Below are 17,479 nucleotides of genomic sequence, written 5' to 3' on the forward strand. Positions count from 1 at the left end.
ACCGGCGTATTCGCTGTTTATTGCGAAAATCGGTTTACTCAGGTGGTTGGCACAGCTCTCATCGCCTGCGTCTAAGCACACGTGCCTAGGTTAGTGCACATGGGCTGTCGATTGGGTTCCCGGCTTAGGGGCGCGGCAAAAGAACAACAGCGGAATTGTCGCCAAGGCCAGCAAACCGAGATTGTTGAAAACGGTCAGGTATGAGATCAATTCCGCTTGTCGCGCAATTTCCTGCCCCAGAATCGCAGCGCCCTCAGCACTGTCAGGTGTCAGACCAAGCGGGCTCAGATAAGCCTGTGCTGCCGGGTTGTACGGTGTCACATTCTGGCTGAGCACTGCAGTATTGGTCTGAAGCCCGCGTACGATCCATGTGCCGACCAGCGAAATTCCAACCGATGACCCCAATTGCCGGGTCACGTTGAACAAGCCAGATGCTTCGTCTTGCCGGTTTTTGCTGATGCTCTCAAACGCAAGGATAGACATTGGAACGAAGACCAACCCCATCCCTAACCCGCTGATGGCTCCGGGCCATGCCAGTTCCCAAAATCCGGCGTTGAGGTTGAGCGCCCCCATCATGAAATTCCCAATCGCAGTCACCAACAGCCCGGCACCTGTCAACACACGTGGATCGAAATGATGAACCAGTACCGCACCTGTCAAAACCATCGATAACCCGGCGGTTATACCGCGCGGGATAAACAGGTGGCCCGAAGCGATCACCGGGAAGTCGAGCAGGTTTTGTACAAGCGTTGGCAATATTGCGATACCGCCAAACAGTGAAACCGCGAAACCGGCGATGATCAGGTTGCACAGGGCAAAATTCCGGTCCGCAAAAAGACGCAGGTCTACGACTGTATCTCTGGAAACCAGCGCGTGAACAACAAATCCAATCGCTCCCAGAATTGACGCTACAACAGCCACCTGGATTACGCGGGACGACATCCAATCCATGGTTTCGCCCTGGTCCAGAACAAACTGCAGGCACCCGATACCAAGCGCCAACAAGGCCAAACCTTTCCAATCGATTTTAACATCTTCGGTTTTATCTTCGGGCAATTCTCCGGCTAGCAAAAGAAGGGCAAGAGCCGCCACAGGCAAATTGACAAAGAACACCATACGCCACGAGAAATACTCGGTCAGGATCGCGCCAACCGTCGGCCCAAGGACCGGCGCTACCACAACACCCAACCCGAAGATCGCCATCGCCTTCCCACGGTCTTCCCTTGGGAAGGCATCGAACAGGATCGATTGTGACAGTGGGATCAAAAACGCCCCAAACATACCTTGGGCCAATCGAAAGGCGACGATGACCTCTAAGCTCCAAGACAGGCCACACATCACCGACATCAGGGCAAATCCGCTGACCGCCGTCAGGATCAGCCGCCGCCGACCCACACGGCGCGCTACGAAACCAGTCAGGGGCATAATGACCACGGCTGACACGATGTAGCTGGTCAAGATCCAAGTCGCTTGATCAGTGGTCGCCCCAAACGCCGCCTGAATGTGGGGCAACGCGACATTGACGATCGTGCTGTCCAGCACTTCCAGTATGGCGCTGAGGACAACAGCAACCACGATCACCCGGTTTACATGACCGGACGTCGCCGAGGTCATTTGCCGTCCGCCGGACCTGTTGTGTCTACAACAACTTTACTGCTGCCACCGACACGCAAAGGGGCATCTGTTGGATCCAATTCGATCCTAACCGGAAAACGACGCGTGACCTTGACCCAATTGCCACTGGCATTCTCAGAGGGCAGCAATGAAAACGTGTCTCCTGATCCGCGTCCAATGGAAGCCACTTTTCCGCTCAGTTTCACACCGGGCAGCATGTCGACCTGAACCGTGACCGATTGGCCGGGTCGGATGCGTGGCAAAGACGTTTCTTTGAAGTTCGCATCCACCCACCAGTCCGATGACTCGACAATCGAAAACTGCGGAGCGTTGGCCGAGACCGATGACCCCGGCCGCAAAGTCAGATTTGCGACCCAGCCGTCCGCCGCAGCAAAAACCTTGGTCCAGGCAAGATTTGTTTCGGTGATCTCAAGCTGTGCTTGCGATGACAGGATGTCGTCCTGCTTTGCCTCCAACCCGCTTTGCAGTGCCAACAGGCTGGATTGGCTGGTCGTCAGTCGCGCTGAGGCTTGTGCGAATTCCGATGTGGTCTGATCCAGTGAAGCTTGTGCCACATCCCCCGAGGCAAACAGCGCCTTCGCTCTTTCGAGGCTTTTGTTCGCCGTGTCATAAGCGGATTGGGCACTTTCAACAGCTGCTTCGGCTGCGGTTATCTGAGTGGAGTAAGACTTGGCCTGTTGCACTGCACTGTCCAAATCGGCCTTTGCCGCATCGACCGACGCTTTGAACTGGGTTTCGTCAATTGAAAACAGAAGGTCGCCAGTCTTGACCGGTTGATTGTCCGAAATATGAACCTCGGCGACCTGGCCAGTTACCTGAGCCGCCACATAGATAATATTGGCTCCGATATATGCATCCTTGGTGGATGGATACCTTTCTTCATGCCGCCAGAACAGTAACAATCCAACCCCAATGGCGACCAACATTACGGCGATTGCTGTGGTTTTGAGAGGTTTCATCGTCACTTCCCCTGGCTCGCAGTCTGAGCCACTTACATTGCGTGCATATGCATGCGTATCGCCAGATTGCCCAGGACCCAAACAGTACCAAGGATCATGATCAGCAGAACCATGGTGGAAAACAGGACCAGATGAAGATCTTCCCGGCTGCTGCGTCGGCGGTCGATATGCAGGAAATACACAAGTTGCAAAACAAGTTGAGCCAGACCCAACAAGCCGATCGTCAGATAGACGCCAACCGTTTCGATGCCGAACACATACGCCACCCCGAACATGGCGAGTGTAAGGATCAGCGACCCGCTATAACCGATGACATAGCGCCGTCTTTCGCGCCGGTGCATTTCGGACCTGTTATCCATAGGTCAGCCCTCCAAAATACACGATGGTGATAATGCCGATCCAGATCAGGTCGAGAAAGTGCCAGAACAACGCCAAGCGTACGACCCGAGAAATGATTACATCCGTCATTCCCTTGACCCGCAGTTGGATGCCCAGAACGATCAGCCACAGACATCCGGCTGCAACGTGCAAGCCATGTAACGGAACCAAACCAAAGAATGCCGAAAGGAACCCACTGCGTTGCGGGACACCGCCCTTTTCAGCCATAGCCATGAAATCACGCAGTTCGAGCACCAAAAAGCTAAGCCCCAGCAACAGCGTGACACCAAACCACAAAATGATGCGCCCGCGCGGTAAATTGTATTTCAGCGCCAGCATGGCAAGACCGACCGTCAGGCTGCTGGTCAATAGGATCAGGGTCTGAGCAAAGACGCTTTTCAGGTCGAACAACTCGTGCGGACCGGGGCCGCCCGCCTGCGCATCGATCATGGTTATGTAGATCGCGAACATCAGCCCAAAATAGACCAGATCGCTCATCAGGAAGACCCAGAACCCAAAAGTAACAACTTCGGCTGCTTTGTGGGCGCTTGCGTGGCGCTCTCCAAGGTTGATGCCGGGGTAACTATGTGTTGGTACGCGTTTCACGTGACCGCCTCCAGATCAGGGCGGGCAAGGCCGCGGTTTTCCGGAGAGGTCTCATAGTCACGATCCACCGCCTTTTCGTTGTAAACCAACGAAAGCCACGCTTCGTGATCTCTGCGCACTTCTTCTGCGGGGATGGTAAATTCGGTGCTGTCGTCGAACGTCCAAATGATCACCGCGAGGATCATCAACACGGTCATCAGCACCGCCAGCCACCAGATCCACCACACTAGTGCAAACATCCAAATGCCGCTAAATACGCACAAGATAAAGCCAATCCCGGTGTTGCGAGGCAGCTCGATATCCTCATAAGCGTCCGGCGTTGGGTACGCGGCACCCCTTTCTTTGGCCGCCGCAAAGTCATCCCGGTCAGTCACTTGTGGAATGATCGCGAAGTTGTAGGGCGGCGGGGGCGACGGGATTGACCATTCCAACGTGCGGCCATCCCATGGATCCCCCACCGGAACGCGTGTTTTTTCGCGGTCGCGGATGCTGACCCACAATTGGATAAGGACCGAGAACAAAGCGCACGTAATCACCAGCGCCCCAATAATGGCGACGATCATGAAAGGCTGGAAGGTTGGATCATCGTAGCTGAACGAACGTCGCGGCATTCCCATCAACCCAACAAAATAGAGCGGCATGAACGTCAACAAAAACCCTATGGTCCAGAGAGCGACTGTTATGCGGCCCCAGAACTCGTTCAGGCGGAAACCAAACGCTTTGGGGAACCAATAGTTATAGGCCGCCAATAGGCCGAACAGCACGCCCGGCAACAGAACGTTGTGGAAATGCGCCACCAGAAACAGCGTGTTGTGCACCTGATAGTCTACCGTTGGATTTGCCAGGATCACCCCGCTGAGGCCACCAATCACAAATAGCATCAGAAATGCCAGCCCATACAACATCGGCACCGAAAACCGGATTCGTCCTCGCCACAAGGTTGCCATCCAGTCATAGACTTTCACACCGGTCGGAATCGCGATCAGCATGGTTGCAATGCCAAACACGGCGTTGATCAACGCGCTTTGACCCATGGTGAAAAAGTGATGCAACCAGACCGTGAAGGACAGCACCGCAATAGACATTGTCGCAATAACAAGCGAGTTGTAGCCATAGAGCCGCTTGGCCGAGAAGGTCGCGAAAACTTCGGAGTAGATGCCATAGGCAGGTAGCACCAGCAGGTAGACCTCGGGATGACCAAACAGCCAGAATAGGTTGGCATAATTCATCATGTTGCCGCCGAGGTCGTTGGTGAAGAAATGGAAATCCAAGTAGCGGTCCGCGGCCAGCATCAACGCGGCAACCCCCAAGGGCGGCATGGCAAAGACAATCAGGATAGAACTGCAGATAATCGTCCAACAATACATCGGCAGACGCATAAAGGTCATACCCGGCGCACGCATCTTGTAGATCGTTACTGCAAAGTTGATGCCTGTGAGCGTGGTCCCAATACCCGACACGACGATGGCCCAAATCCAGTAGTCCGGGCCGACGCCCGGGTTGAAGGCGGCACCGGTATATGGTGGATAGGCCGTCCAGCCACCGGTTGAGAACCGCCCGACCACCAGCGACACCATCAACATCATGCCTGACGAAACCGTCAGGCCCAGACTAATCTGGTTCAGCCGCGGAAAGGCAACGTCGCGCGCGCCAATCATCAGCGGAATGACATAATTTGCGATGCCAAAGACAAAGGGCACAGCCACAAAAAAAATCATGATTGTGCCATGGGTGCTGAACAGCTCGGCAAAGTGTTCAGCCTCCAGAAAACCGTCACCTGGCCCAGCCGCCTGCTGCGCGCGCATGACGACGCCTTCCAATACGCCGCGCGCCAACATCACGATGGCAAACACGACATACATGATGCCAATCTTCTTGTGATCGACACTGGTCAGCCAATCGCGCCACAGCGGCGTCCACAGTCGAAACCAGCTGAGCAATCCGACCACGGCAATAACGCCGACAATTACGATTCCAGCGGCCGCATTTGCCACGATCTCATTGGCATTGGGATCTTGAAGCAACCCGGCGATAGGAAGCGCATCCCAGCTGAGTCGGCCAAAAAATCCTGTCTCTGGAGATGTCATTCTTGCGCCTCCTGCCCGAAGGATGCCGTGCCCGGTTGTTGATCGGCAGGCAAAGCCTCGCCGCTGTGATACCGGTGCAGAATGCTGTGGAACACATCCTCTTCCAGCGTGAAATACAGTGCATCATCAGGCATCTGTGCCGTCCCCAAAGCCGCTTGAACTTCATCCCTGTCGGTTCGCATCGCAAGCGTCTGATAGGTGGCCGCGTTCAGCGGGATGCCGTCGGTGCGCACTTTGTCGACCCACGTATCAAAGGCACCTTGCTCCATCGAAACTGTGCGGAACTTCTGTTTGGTAAAACCGCGTCCGTTATACTGCGTGTTTTCGCCTTGCATGACCTCTGGCGTATCCGCGACCAGATGCAATTGCGTTGTCATACCGGGCATCGCGTAAATCTGACCGGCAAGAGCGGGGATCATGAAAGACTGCATCACCGTGTCGGTGGTCAACGTCATGGCCACTTGTCGTTTGGTTGGGATTCCAAACTCGCCCACGCTGGCAATGCCCAGATCGGGATAAAGAAACAGCCATTTCCAATCCAATCCCACCACCTGAACCCGCACAGCGGGCTCCTCACCAAAAGCAGCCGAATAGGGATCAAGCCTGTGTGTTGCCTTCCAAAGATAGAATGACAGGAGTGCCACGATTAAAACAGGCACGCCCCACATTACAAATTCCAGCTTTGCTGAAAAATCCCAGTCGGGACGATAGGCTGCCGCACCACCCTTTCGGCGTCGATACCGAAACGCAATCAACGGCACCAAAACCAAAACGGGAATAACGGCCACCATTATCAGCGCAGTGGCTCGTAAAAGATGGGTTTTCTGAATTGCTGCAATCGGACCTTGCGGGTCCATGAAGCTATCGCTGGCAAAGGCCATCGGTGGTGTCACCGTCAAAAGGATCAAAGCAGCCATCACAAGCGAGGACGGGTTGGACAATCTGCCTTTGGCCATAACGCACAGCCCTCTCATGATCCAAATTCCGCTCAACTATCGGCAAATGCAAAAGATTTCTCAAGACCTTTCCAAACCCCAGATTGCCGGGCTACAACTTCTTTCAACCTTGGGTCACAACGGGCGTTACGCGTTGAGACCCCAACGGAGCAGAGACGCATGTTTTCTTCGATGCGCAAAATACTTGTCGCCACTGGTCTGATCCTGCTCGCACACGCCGCTGTGGCGCAGGATCATGCTGAAGTTGAACGTCAGTTCCAGGCTTGGCTACAGGACGAAGTTTGGCCAAAGGCACGAGCCAAAGGGGTTTCAAAGCAAACCATGGATCAGGCGTTCTCTGGTGTGACTTTGAACTGGAAACTGCCTGATCTGGTTCCCCCCGGGCAAAAAAACAAAGTGCCGAAAGCGCAAAAACAGGCCGAGTTCGGTTCGCCCGGTCGCTATTTCAACGCGCGATCAGTTCAGGGCGCCTCATCTGTCGGGCGCAAAATGGCGCAGCGTCACGCGAAGACGCTCGCCTCGGTCGAAAATGAAACAGGCGTTCCCGCACGGATTATCCTTGCAATCTGGGGCCGAGAAAGCGGGTACGGACAGGTGCCGATCCGCCATGACGCATTCCAGGTTCTGTCAACCAAAGCCTTCATGAGCACCAGAGCTGAGTATTTCACGGGCGAGTTGATCGCTGCTCTGCAAATCGCTGAAAATGGACATTTGTCCGCGCGAAAGATGAAAAGCAGTTGGGCGGGCGCGTTGGGCCAGCCGCAATTCATGCCGTCTAACTATTTAACCTATGCAAAAGACGGCGATGGGGATGGACATGCTGACATCTGGGGCTCGCCCGCCGATACTATCGCATCAATCGGCCACTACCTCGACCAACATGGCTGGGTTAACAATCGGGATTGGGGTTTTGAGGTGTCTGTTCCTGAAACCGTGCCATGTTCTCTGGAAGGGCCTGATCAGGGTCGCCCCATTCACAAATGGGAAGAAATGGGGATAGCTCGCGTCTCAGGCAGGCCCTTCCCAGCCCATGAGCGTGATGGCGAAGGATATCTGATGATGCCAGCCGGACGGCATGGGCCGGCCTTTATTGTCACGCCGAACTTCTACGTGCTCAAGGAATACAACAAAAGCGATCTTTACGCTTTGTTTGTTGGCCATGTTGGGGACCGTATTCAATATGGCGTAGGGGATTTTGTCGGACGGTGGAGAAAGGTCGGTGGGCTGTACCGGTCCGACATCGCGGAAATGCAGCGTGCCCTTGAACAAATGGGTCATGATGTGGGTGGGGCAGATGGGTTGCCTGGGTTCAAAACGCGCCGCTCGATTGGACGTTGGCAACAGACCGTGGGCTTTGCGCCAACTTGCTTTCCGGAACCTGCTATGAAAGCTAAACTCTTACCTTGAATAAGGACGATTGTCTGGATCCCTAGTCTGGGTAGAGATCCAGGCACACCCGACCGTTTGGCCACGCTGCGGTAAAAGACACTAAGTTCCGTTGTATTCGCGTCCATTGGGGGGAATTTTGCGCGATTGTCGCCAAATTTGGAACAGAGCAGCCGGTTTGGCATCCCAGTTTTCACGTTGTTGTTATTGAAAAACGCACCTCCATCAGCAGAACATTTTCTCAGTTTTGGCTTCTCGGATAAAGTTGGAATCCAAGCCCTTGCACAACGCTAAAATTACCACACTGCAAGGTCACTGAAGCCGAAAACGTCTGCACAAAAAGCTCTGTATTTTGAACAAGATACATCCTGGAAAACTGATATTTCTTCTGCCCATTCAACGAAAACCCAAGTGCTGTGAGAGGACGATAGATCGGCTTCAAAATGTGTGGAGTTCGCGCGCAACCTATTCGCGGAATATTAGCAGCGAACAATCTCATAGGGCTGCGTAAGACGTCGCTTTTTCGGCTCCACTCGGCATTACATAAAGAGAGCTCTCTTTTGACACCGGCCCGACAAGGTGGCACGATTTGACCAATTGCCGCCTGTACCATCGGGTATCATTGATTGATCAGGTTCCGCAGCCTAAGAGAACATGTCGGACAAAGCCCCCTTTTCCGGCTGAATATTTAAATTGAGAGGCATCATGACACGCAAGGTCACCAAAGCAGTTTTTCCTGTTGCAGGCATGGGAACGCGGTTTTTGCCGGCCACCAAGTCGGTACCCAAAGAAATCATGACCTTGGTAGATCGGCCTTTGGTGCAGTACGCTATCGACGAAGCCCGCGCGGCAGGTATCAAGGAATTTATTTTCGTCACCTCGCGCGGGAAATCTGCGCTTGAGGACTATTTCGACCACAACCTTGTACTAGAGCAGGAATTGAAGGCGAAAAAGAAAGATAAACTGCTTGAAATCCTGAATGAAACGAACATGGAAAGCGGCGCGATTGCCTATATTCGTCAGCACAAAGCTCTGGGTCTTGGACATGCTGTTTGGTGCGCCCGTCGCCTGATTGGGGACGAACCTTTCGCCGTCATGCTGCCCGATGACGTCATCGCAGCAGACAAACCCTGCCTTCAACAAATGATCGAAGCTTATGAAGAGACCGGAGGGAACATGGTCGCGGCCATGGAAGTTGCACCGGAAAAAACCAGCTCTTACGGAGTGTTGGATGTTGGAGACAGTATCGGTCCGGTCGTTCCGGCGCGCGGCATGGTTGAAAAACCTGAACCGACCGAGGCGCCGTCAAATCTGGCAGTTATCGGCCGCTATGTTCTGCGCCCATCCGTGCTGAATAACCTGAACGCAATGAAAACTGGAAGTGGTGGGGAAATCCAGCTGACTGATGCCATCGCCGAAGACATTGCTGATGGTGTTCCGGTATTTGGCTACAAATTTGATGGACAGCGTTTTGACTGCGGGTCAAAATCGGGTTTTCTGCAAGCCACCGTAGCCTTTGCACTTGCTCGTGACGATCTTCGCGAGGATCTGAGCCAATACTTGAACGACGTTGTCGCAACCGGGAAAGCCGCCCAGTAGTTAGAAGCCGTTTCATTGAGTATGAGTAAAGAAAAACCTTCTTTGATTACCAGTTCGAAGGCATACACATGACGAATACAATTCATCCCGTCATTCTTTGCGGAGGATCAGGGACACGTTTATGGCCTCTGTCTCGCAAAAGTTACCCCAAGCAATTTGTTCCTTTGGTGGGTGAAGCCACCCTCTTGCAGGATTGCGCTGACCGAATGCTTGGTCCGTCAGATATGCCTTACGCAAAGCCGCTGGTTCTGACAAATGAAGCGTTTCGTTTTATCGTGCCCGAACAATTGGCCGAAGTTGGCATCGACCCCGGCCCCATCCTGATTGAACCAGAAGGGCGCAACACCGCTCCTGCTGTTCTGGCAGCAGCACTTTACCTGGCATCCCGAAACCCTGACGCCATCATGCTTGTGGCCCCGTCAGATCACGTGATTCCGAACAAGTCCGCCTTCCATGCAGCCGTGGCCGAAGGCGCGCGCGCGATAAGAGAACGCGGTGATCTGGTGACTTTTGGTATCACGCCTACACGACCAGAAACCGGGTATGGATACCTCAAACTCAACCACGCGCCGGATTCAACGGAAGGTGCCGTCCCGCTGGATCGGTTTGTTGAGAAACCGGATGAAGAAACAGCGCAATCCATGTTGGCTGATGGAAGCTACCTGTGGAATTCAGGCATCTTCCTGTTCGCGGTTCGTGACATCGTAGCTGCATTCGAACAACATGCAGGAAGTTTGATAGCACCCGTCCAAAAGGCAGTTAACGAGGCAAAAACTGATTTGGGCTTCCTGCGATTAGACCCTACCGCATGGGCCGACGCGGCTGACATCTCAATAGACTATGCGATCATGGAAAAGGCACCGAACCTGAGTGTTGTTCCTTACTCTGCTGGTTGGTCCGACGTCGGCAGCTGGACAGCGGTACAGGAACTTTCCGATTTGAGCGAGGACGGCGTCGCGACAGATGGCGAGGTTACCGCCATAGAATGCCGCAACGTTCTGATACGATCAGAATCACCAACGCAGGAAGTAGTGGCCATGGGACTGGAGAACGTGATCGCAGTTGCGATGCCCGATGCAGTTCTGGTGGCCAGCATGGACAAGGCGCAGGATGTGAAACAGGCCGTCACAGCGCTTAGAGAAAAGGGGGCTAAGCAAGCAGAGGCCCTGCCTGTGGATCACCGCCCATGGGGTTGGTTCGAAAGCCTGGTGATCGGCGACAGGTTTCAAGTCAAACGGATACATGTCCACCCGGGCGCGGCACTTAGCTTGCAATCTCATCACCATCGATCCGAGCATTGGATCGTCGTTAAAGGGACGGCCAAAGTCACGATCGACGACAAAGAACAGTTGGTGTGTGAAAACCAATCCGTTTACATCCCCCTAGGTGCCAAGCACCGGATGGAAAACCCGGGCAAGGTTCCAATGGTTCTGATCGAAGTCCAAACCGGAGCTTACTTGGGAGAAGACGACATTATTCGCTACGAAGACATTTATGCCCGCGAATAACTCCCCCAAAAAAAACCTTAGACTTAATCCTGCCAGTTGAGCCCAGCTAACGGTTCAATGGTTAGCAGAAGATTTCCTGGGCGGTCGGCCCGGTCACAGAGGATTGACGCGCTATACTGCACTGTGGCGCGCAACCGATGTTTCGGGCCGACAGCCACAGGAGGATCCTCGTGTCACAAACCTCACCCCGATTGAACCTTCCGTTTTTGCAACCCTCACAGGCGCAAAAGCACGTCACACATAACGAAGCTCTGCGACAACTTGATCTGATCGTGCAACTGACGGTCCGCTCAACGCACACCGACACGCCACCCGTGGTTCCCGAACAGGGCGAAGTTTACGCGGTTGGATCGTCTCCAACAGGGGATTGGGTCGGGCATTCCGGGGACCTCGCCGCTTGGCTGGACAACGCGTGGCATTTCGTGGCGCCCTCTCCCGGTTGGCGCGCTTGGGACGAAACCGCTGGGGATCTCAGATTCTGGGACGGCACAGCATGGGTCCCAATGCCCGTCGACACGCAAAACTTGGATAGTGTCGGTATTGCGGCAACCGCCGATGCAACCAACCGCCTGACTGTTCGAAGCCCAGCGACTCTGCTAACCCACGACGGCGGCGGGCATCAGCTTAAAATCAACAAAGCCAGCGCTGATGATACCGCGTCGCTCTTGTTCCAATCGAACTGGACGGGCCATGCCGAGATGGGGTTGTCTGGCAGTTCAGGTTTTTCAATCAAAGTGTCCCCCGATGGCACAAACTGGACCCAAGCGCTGAGCTTTGACCCGACCACCGGCGCAGCAACAGGAGCAGCTGTGCAAAGCGATGCGTCCGACACCAGCACTGGCCGACTAATGCGAGCGGACTATGGCTATGGGCCGGGTAATCTATTGGGATCCGTTTCAGAAAGCGCGGGCAGTCCAACCGGTGCCGTCATCGAACGTGGCCAAAACTCAAACGGAGAGTTTGTGCGGTTTGCCGACGGGACGCAGATTTGCACCGCTACCCTACCCGCAGTTGATTGCTCTAGCGCTGAGGGTGCTCTATTTGCGAGCTCCACATTCACTTGGGACTTTCCCACGCCTTTTGCCGCGCCGCCAAGCGTCACTGGCAGCGGAGGCGCTGTCGACCGGTTTGTCGGCTTGGATACGCCCGGCACAACGCGAGTTGACGGCAAGGTGCTGTCGGCGCTGTCGGATTCTTCCACGTTATCACCGTCCGTAACCGCAATCGGGCGCTGGTACTAAGCCAATAGGCCGTCCGGCTTTTGCACCGGGCGGCTATTTTTTACAGCTTCAGTGAACCGTTCTTAAGAGGCCGCTAGTAGATCGTGAAAACAACCTCAGTTAACACGCCCCCGACCTTTCAACAAAGCGCTATATTCGGGCTGATTGGTTCGAAAATTCTCACTTCAGAAAACAAGCCCTGAACACCCATCTTGGCAAAGTAACTAGCTGTCGCTTGGCTTTAGTCGGTTTACAATGTAGCGGCAAACTTTGAACGTCAAATAGTGCGCTTTGTTGATGCGCTGGAAAGGGCAAAATGGAGCAACATGTTTGTTCCAATGGACATTCTGGTCCTTACCCAGAAAAAATTGGTGACGTAAACTCCGTTCAAACTGGGTGTAAATTGGACAAACCTGTGTTGCACGTTGAGAGACGTTGCAAAAGTTTACGCACCCTTATTGCTTCAAAAACAGGTAGAACCTATGGGGTACTGTTTACGGGCGCAGTGAACCATTGAATTTACCCCTGGTTTCTTTGATTGTTCGCGCGTTGTCGGCAGGTATTGGTAAGAAGGACTTTTGAGATGCGTATTGCGATGATCGGCACCGGTTACGTCGGCCTTGTGTCTGGTGTGTGCTTTTCGGATTTCGGTCATGATGTGATTTGCGTAGACAAGGCGGACCAGAAGATCGACATGCTCAAAGCCGGACAGGTTCCAATTTACGAACCCGGCCTCGATGTGTTGATGGCCAAAAACGTGGCTGCCGGTCGCCTGAGCTTTACCACCGATTTGGCGGCTGCCGTGGACGGAGCAGACGCGGTCTTTATTGCGGTTGGTACACCGACCCGACGCGGTGATGGCCATGCAGACCTGACCTATGTGATGGCGGCTGCAGAAGAAATCGCACAGGCCGTCACCGGGTATACCGTGATCGTCACAAAATCGACTGTGCCCGTAGGCACCAACAGACAAGTACAAGCGGTGGTCGCCGCCGCCAACCCCAACGCAGAATTCGATGTCGCTTCGAACCCTGAATTTCTGCGCGAAGGGGCTGCGATTGATGATTTCATGCGCCCTGACCGCGTTGTCGTTGGGGTGGAAAGCGACCGCGCTGCCGAAGTGATGGCCGAGATTTACCGCCCACTCTACCTGCGCGATTTTCCGATCCTGACCACCGATCTGGAAAGCGCCGAGATGATCAAATACGCCGCCAACGCGTTTCTGGCGACTAAAATCACGTTCATCAACGAAATCGCGGGCTTATGCGAGAAGGTCGGCGCAGATGTAAAAGAGGTGTCTCGCGGCATGGGGCTGGACGGGCGGATCGGCAACAAATTCCTGCACGCAGGGCCCGGCTATGGCGGCTCGTGCTTTCCCAAAGACACTGCGGCACTGGCGCGGATTGGCCAGGATCACGCGCATCCGATGCAGATTACTGAAACCGTCATTCGCGTGAATGACGAAGTCAAAAAGCGTATGATCGAAAAGATCCGCGAGGCCTGTGACGATCACTTCAACGGCAAAACCGTTGCGGTACTGGGGGTCACTTTCAAACCCAATACAGATGACATGCGCGATGCGCCTTCTTTGTCCATTGTCCCGGCCCTGATCGGCGGAGGCGCGAAAGTGCGCGTTGTGGATCCACAAGGGAAATCCGAAGGCGAAACTTTACTGCCGGGCGTCGAATGGTGCGATGATCCTTATGTTGCCGCGCAAGGGGCTGACGTTCTGGTTCTGCTGACGGAATGGAACGAGTTCCGCGCGCTTAACCTCGGCGATCTGGCCCAGGCCATGAGCACCCCCCGAATGGTCGATCTCCGTAATGTTTATTCAGAAAGCAAGACCCTGAAGGCTGGCTTTGAAACTTATGTCGGGGTGGGGCGCTGAGCTTTTCCGGTCTGGTTGTCAGGTGTTGCCCGCAACCTTCCAGCTTGGCCACCTTACCCTGAAGCTTCGTAGCAGAGTGAGAAGCTAGGTCCGGATGTAAATCCCAGTCCTTTGCAGGGTCGTTTCAGGCTCGACAAAGGACTAGTGCGGCTTTAATCGCCCGCCCAGATCTTGCGCCTGCGTTCTTTGACCATTTCGTTGCCCTCGTCTGTGCCGTCGTGGAACGTGTTGAACCACTCATCCCAAGGCGTTTCCCACGTGCCGTAGTTGCAATCGAAGAACCTGTGGTGCAGTTGATGGAAAAAGTCCCCGACCTGAAACTTGGCCTTGTTGCCGAATTTAACGTGTTCGAAACCGGCATGAGAGGTCGGTGCACCAATTCCGTGATGAAACAGCAGAAATATCGCGTGGATTGGATGGGACGGCAGCAGAAAGAAAATCATCGTGTCGAACATCAAAAAGAAACTTTCGACAGGATGCATGGCTAGGCCAGACCATGGACCGGTGTTGATGTTGCGATGATGCCAAGCGTGCACTTTGGTATAGAACGGGCCGACATGCAGCAGACGGTGTAGCCAGTAGAAATGAAATCCCGCCCAGATCGGAACAAAGATTACAACCGCGATGAACCATATCGGATTGCTGTCGAAGGTGATCATGGTGATCCACCCATTGGCATAGGAATACAGGATCATGCATTCCCAAAATGTCCAAAAGGTTAGCGCCGGGCCTAAGGTCCAGAACATGTTGTCCCAGACCTGGTTCTTGAAGGTGAAAACCTTTGCGCCCTTCATCATCGGACGCATGTCATAGCGGTATTCATCCTGTTGTGTGCGGAACTTCCACAGTGCCAGATGCAAGCCACCTGCAACCACCATCAGAATACAGAAATTCCGAAGCCAGATCTCGGCCACCCAATCCCAGCTAAACGTCTGGATCCGGACGAGTGACGGGGTCAGGTAATTCCAGGTGATGATGGCAAAAACCAGCAGCAGCGCGCGCAGCGCCAACGGGTTCCAGCTTTTCAGAAGGTAACGCAGCGCAGCCAACGGTTTCATCGGCCAATCCCAGAACGGAGCCGTCTGAATTGGCAATTGCGGTGTAAAGTTCCAGATTTTGCGCTTGGGTCGCGGAGGCAGAGCTGGATCGGTCATGGCTGGGCTCATTCATTTAGTTCGCTGCCAACACGCTAACGCGTCTTGAGCAAGGTTCAGCACGGTTTGTCTTGCAGGTCAGGATAAGTTTTGCTTAGCCTGTTAAAATGTCGTCTCGCATCCCCTCTCTCAACTGGTTACGTGTGTTCGAAGCGGCCGCGCGAACCGAAAGCTTTGCCCGTGCGGCGGTGCAGCTGAACATGTCCGCCGCGGCCGTCAGCCAACAGGTGAAAGCGCTGGAAACCCGGCTGGGCACCCCTCTGTTCCACCGCCATGCCCATGCCGTTACTCTGACCGAGGCAGGGCGGGCGTATTTGCCATCGGTGCAGCAATCCCTGCTGATGCTGGAAACTGCCACCACAGGTCTGTTTGGCGAAACGCGAGAGCAGCGTCTCTACGTGCAGTCTGTATTGCTTTTCGCCCATGGAATCCTGGCCAAGGGCCTTTCAGCATTTCAAGCCCGGCACCCTGATATCAACCTGTCACTGTCCACCGGAAACATCGTTTCTGATTTTGCCAATCGATTTACCGACTTGCAGATTGTTTTTGGTAACCCTGCCCTGTTTGGCACCGAAGGTGATGAGTTAATTCGAGAAGTTCTTTACCCTGTTGCACCGCCCGCTATCGCTGCACAGATCAAAACCCCGCAAGACTTGCTTAGTTACACTCTGATCGAGGTCTCAACACATCGCGCAAGTTGGCCGCATTGGTTCGAAACCCTGCGCTTGCCTGCAGGACAGGCTCAGTACTTCTTCGCGGACAACTCGATCATGGCTGCAGAATTGTCAGCAAGCGGGTTGGGTATCGCCCTCGCCCGCGCGCCTGCTTCGGATCGGATCATGGGAATGTCGGGTCTCGTCCCATGTCTGCCGGAGGCTAAAGTTGCCGGACAAGAAGCATACCACCTGATCTACCCATCGCTGACGACCATGCGAACACCCGCCCGTATGTTTCGTGACTGGCTGCTGGACTACAGCGCTGCTGTCCAAACGCGATAACGCCCTTGCCCTGTGACCTCGCGCACCAAATCTCGACGGCTGAACAAATCGAAATTGCGCTGAACTGCCGCGCGGGACGCTTCGGTCAAATCTTCGGCCAAAGGGGCTGACACCATGGGCCACGAAGTCAGCGCCTCAATCAGGCGCGGTGGCGTGCGCCCGCTCAGATCTTGCGTGACGTCCCGCGCTTTGGCCTCCCAGGCGCTGACCCGGTCGAGATGCAACAACCCCGCAAGGGCCGCCTGCCCGGCCCCTCGTATCCAGGCCCCGAGTTTTTCGGTCGGCTCACCCGCACCGCGCAACGCGCCCGGACCAGACAATGCAAGCGGCATGAATACGGCACCACCACGCCCCATGGTCGCTGCATGCCGCGCGGCAATCACTGCAGCTTCTGTATCCTGACCAACACCCTGCGCAATCGCGCGCCAAGCATGAAACGCGATGGCGGATTGCGTGACCGGATGCAAACCTTCTACGCCTCGCATAACTTCTGCCAGATCCACAATTGCATCCGGGGCTGCATCGGACCCTTGCGCCAGACGGTCCAGAAATGCAGTCAGTCCGGTTTCCCATCCCCCTTCTGCAGGAGCAGCCCCCGAGCTCAGTCGGCGCACGGCCCATCCGGCGCGGAACAATGCCTGCACGTCATCATGGGTTGCTCCGATGCGCAGACCGGTCCACAAAGCCAATCGGTCAACACTGACGCGATCGCCAGTCCACCAGCCCAAGTCAGACGTCTCCATCAGGGCCAAACGATGCGTCCACCCCTTGGGGCCTGCGCGCAATCGTTCATCCAACGCACCGAAGGTCAGCGCAAGATCTGCAAGCTCCGACGACAACTCAGACTGCGCCGCCCGCCAATCGCGTGGGTCAAACAGCAAACGTTGATCCGATCGCGGACCGGGAAGGAAGTAATCCTTTTCTTCGACCTCATCGGGGGGCAGAAACCAAAGATCTTCTTCCTCAGACGGATCGCCATCAAAAATACTGGCCGGGCCGAGATCATCGACCTCTTCCTCAGGAAGGGGTAAGGGTTTCTTCGATTTCATGCCGGTATTCTTCGGGCATTTGCCACTGTTCACAAGAGGCTTTGCAAGAGTTTCTG

14 protein-coding genes are annotated in these 17,479 nt (G+C 54.7%); 6 read left to right on the top strand and 8 right to left on the bottom strand.

The window, feature by feature from the left end; all coding sequences use genetic code 11:
- Positions 1-90: 90 nt before the first annotated feature.
- The 6 genes from GOV90_RS16260 to GOV90_RS16285 are packed head-to-tail and all read right to left on the bottom strand — an operon-like array spanning position 91 to position 6,621.
- Positions 91-1,614: a DHA2 family efflux MFS transporter permease subunit gene (locus GOV90_RS16260; RefSeq protein WP_171095007.1), complete on the bottom strand. Its 1,524-nt coding sequence runs from the start codon at positions 1,612-1,614 to the stop codon at positions 91-93.
- Positions 1,611-2,594, bottom strand: coding sequence for an HlyD family secretion protein (locus GOV90_RS16265; RefSeq protein ID WP_171095009.1), 984 nt, complete (start codon positions 2,592-2,594; stop codon positions 1,611-1,613). The genes GOV90_RS16260 and GOV90_RS16265 overlap by 4 nt, the downstream gene beginning before the upstream one ends.
- Before the next feature lie 32 nt (positions 2,595-2,626).
- Complete coding sequence (locus GOV90_RS16270) at positions 2,627-2,953, bottom strand: cytochrome o ubiquinol/quinol oxidase subunit IV (RefSeq protein ID WP_253284775.1); 327 nt, start codon at positions 2,951-2,953, stop codon at positions 2,627-2,629.
- The gene (locus tag GOV90_RS16275) at positions 2,946-3,578 is read right to left on the bottom strand and encodes a cytochrome c oxidase subunit 3 (RefSeq protein WP_171095011.1); all 633 of its coding nucleotides are present in this window, start codon (positions 3,576-3,578) and stop codon (positions 2,946-2,948) included. The genes GOV90_RS16270 and GOV90_RS16275 overlap by 8 nt, the downstream gene beginning before the upstream one ends.
- Positions 3,575-5,665: a cbb3-type cytochrome c oxidase subunit I gene (locus GOV90_RS16280; protein ID WP_171095013.1), complete on the bottom strand. Its 2,091-nt coding sequence runs from the start codon at positions 5,663-5,665 to the stop codon at positions 3,575-3,577. Before GOV90_RS16280 ends, GOV90_RS16275 begins: the two co-directional genes overlap by 4 nt.
- Positions 5,662-6,621 carry a cytochrome ubiquinol oxidase subunit II gene (locus tag GOV90_RS16285; RefSeq protein WP_171095015.1) on the bottom strand — a complete coding sequence of 320 codons (960 nt, stop codon included), beginning with the start codon at positions 6,619-6,621 and terminating at the stop codon, positions 5,662-5,664. Before GOV90_RS16285 ends, GOV90_RS16280 begins: the two co-directional genes overlap by 4 nt.
- A 159-nt stretch (positions 6,622-6,780) precedes the next feature.
- Here GOV90_RS16285 and GOV90_RS16290 point away from each other — a divergent pair, with 159 nt between their 5' ends.
- The 5 genes from GOV90_RS16290 to GOV90_RS16310 all read left to right on the top strand — a co-directional run bounded on the left by GOV90_RS16290 (position 6,781) and on the right by GOV90_RS16310 (position 14,222).
- Positions 6,781-8,028 (top strand): lytic murein transglycosylase, encoded by a 1,248-nt coding sequence (locus GOV90_RS16290; RefSeq protein ID WP_253284776.1) that lies wholly within the window; start codon positions 6,781-6,783, stop codon positions 8,026-8,028.
- A 684-nt stretch (positions 8,029-8,712) separates the two neighbouring features.
- Positions 8,713-9,606 (top strand): UTP--glucose-1-phosphate uridylyltransferase GalU, encoded by an 894-nt coding sequence (galU, locus tag GOV90_RS16295; RefSeq protein ID WP_171095017.1) that lies wholly within the window; start codon positions 8,713-8,715, stop codon positions 9,604-9,606.
- Positions 9,607-9,674: 68 nt separating this feature from the next.
- Positions 9,675-11,114: a mannose-1-phosphate guanylyltransferase/mannose-6-phosphate isomerase gene (locus GOV90_RS16300; RefSeq protein WP_171095019.1), complete on the top strand. Its 1,440-nt coding sequence runs from the start codon at positions 9,675-9,677 to the stop codon at positions 11,112-11,114.
- Positions 11,115-11,284: 170 nt separating this feature from the next.
- The gene (locus GOV90_RS16305) at positions 11,285-12,355 is read left to right on the top strand and encodes a DUF2793 domain-containing protein (protein ID WP_171095021.1); all 1,071 of its coding nucleotides are present in this window, start codon (positions 11,285-11,287) and stop codon (positions 12,353-12,355) included.
- A gap of 562 nt (positions 12,356-12,917) precedes the next feature.
- A complete protein-coding gene (locus GOV90_RS16310) occupies positions 12,918-14,222 on the top strand; it encodes a UDP-glucose/GDP-mannose dehydrogenase family protein (RefSeq protein ID WP_171095023.1) in 1,305 nt (434 codons plus the stop codon).
- Positions 14,223-14,374: 152 nt separating this feature from the next.
- Here GOV90_RS16310 and GOV90_RS16315 read toward each other — a convergent pair whose 3' ends face one another.
- On the bottom strand, positions 14,375-15,376 hold the full coding sequence (locus GOV90_RS16315) for a sterol desaturase family protein (RefSeq protein WP_171095025.1): 1,002 nt from the start codon (positions 15,374-15,376) through the stop codon (positions 14,375-14,377).
- Positions 15,377-15,483: 107 nt separating this feature from the next.
- Between GOV90_RS16315 and GOV90_RS16320 the strand changes: the two genes are divergently transcribed.
- The gene (locus tag GOV90_RS16320) at positions 15,484-16,374 is read left to right on the top strand and encodes a LysR family transcriptional regulator (RefSeq protein ID WP_171095026.1); all 891 of its coding nucleotides are present in this window, start codon (positions 15,484-15,486) and stop codon (positions 16,372-16,374) included.
- Here the strand turns inward: GOV90_RS16320 and GOV90_RS16325 are convergent.
- Positions 16,347-17,423: a helix-turn-helix domain-containing protein gene (locus GOV90_RS16325; RefSeq protein ID WP_171095028.1), complete on the bottom strand. Its 1,077-nt coding sequence runs from the start codon at positions 17,421-17,423 to the stop codon at positions 16,347-16,349. The two genes, GOV90_RS16320 and GOV90_RS16325, sit on opposite strands and share 28 nt — an antisense overlap.
- Between the last annotated feature and the right edge of the window lie 56 nt (positions 17,424-17,479).

Origin of the sequence: Ruegeria sp. HKCCA5929 (genome assembly GCF_013034525.1) — a bacterium.
In the GTDB taxonomy this organism is placed as follows: Bacteria; Pseudomonadota; Alphaproteobacteria; order Rhodobacterales; family Rhodobacteraceae; genus Ruegeria.

Coding starts and splice junctions, on each gene's coding strand:
- GOV90_RS16265 (WP_171095009.1), bottom strand. CDS start 2,594: ATGAAACCTCTCAAAACCACAGCAATCGCCGTAATGTTGGTCGCCATT.
- GOV90_RS16310 (WP_171095023.1), top strand. CDS start 12,918: ATGCGTATTGCGATGATCGGCACCGGTTACGTCGGCCTTGTGTCTGGT.
- GOV90_RS16325 (WP_171095028.1), bottom strand. CDS start 17,423: ATGAAATCGAAGAAACCCTTACCCCTTCCTGAGGAAGAGGTCGATGAT.
- galU (WP_171095017.1), top strand. CDS start 8,713: ATGACACGCAAGGTCACCAAAGCAGTTTTTCCTGTTGCAGGCATGGGA.
- GOV90_RS16260 (WP_171095007.1), bottom strand. CDS start 1,614: ATGACCTCGGCGACGTCCGGTCATGTAAACCGGGTGATCGTGGTTGCT.
- GOV90_RS16300 (WP_171095019.1), top strand. CDS start 9,675: ATGACGAATACAATTCATCCCGTCATTCTTTGCGGAGGATCAGGGACA.
- GOV90_RS16285 (WP_171095015.1), bottom strand. CDS start 6,621: ATGGCCAAAGGCAGATTGTCCAACCCGTCCTCGCTTGTGATGGCTGCT.
- GOV90_RS16280 (WP_171095013.1), bottom strand. CDS start 5,665: ATGACATCTCCAGAGACAGGATTTTTTGGCCGACTCAGCTGGGATGCG.
- GOV90_RS16320 (WP_171095026.1), top strand. CDS start 15,484: ATGTCGTCTCGCATCCCCTCTCTCAACTGGTTACGTGTGTTCGAAGCG.
- GOV90_RS16290 (WP_253284776.1), top strand. CDS start 6,781: ATGTTTTCTTCGATGCGCAAAATACTTGTCGCCACTGGTCTGATCCTG.
- GOV90_RS16270 (WP_253284775.1), bottom strand. CDS start 2,953: ATGGATAACAGGTCCGAAATGCACCGGCGCGAAAGACGGCGCTATGTC.
- GOV90_RS16315 (WP_171095025.1), bottom strand. CDS start 15,376: ATGACCGATCCAGCTCTGCCTCCGCGACCCAAGCGCAAAATCTGGAAC.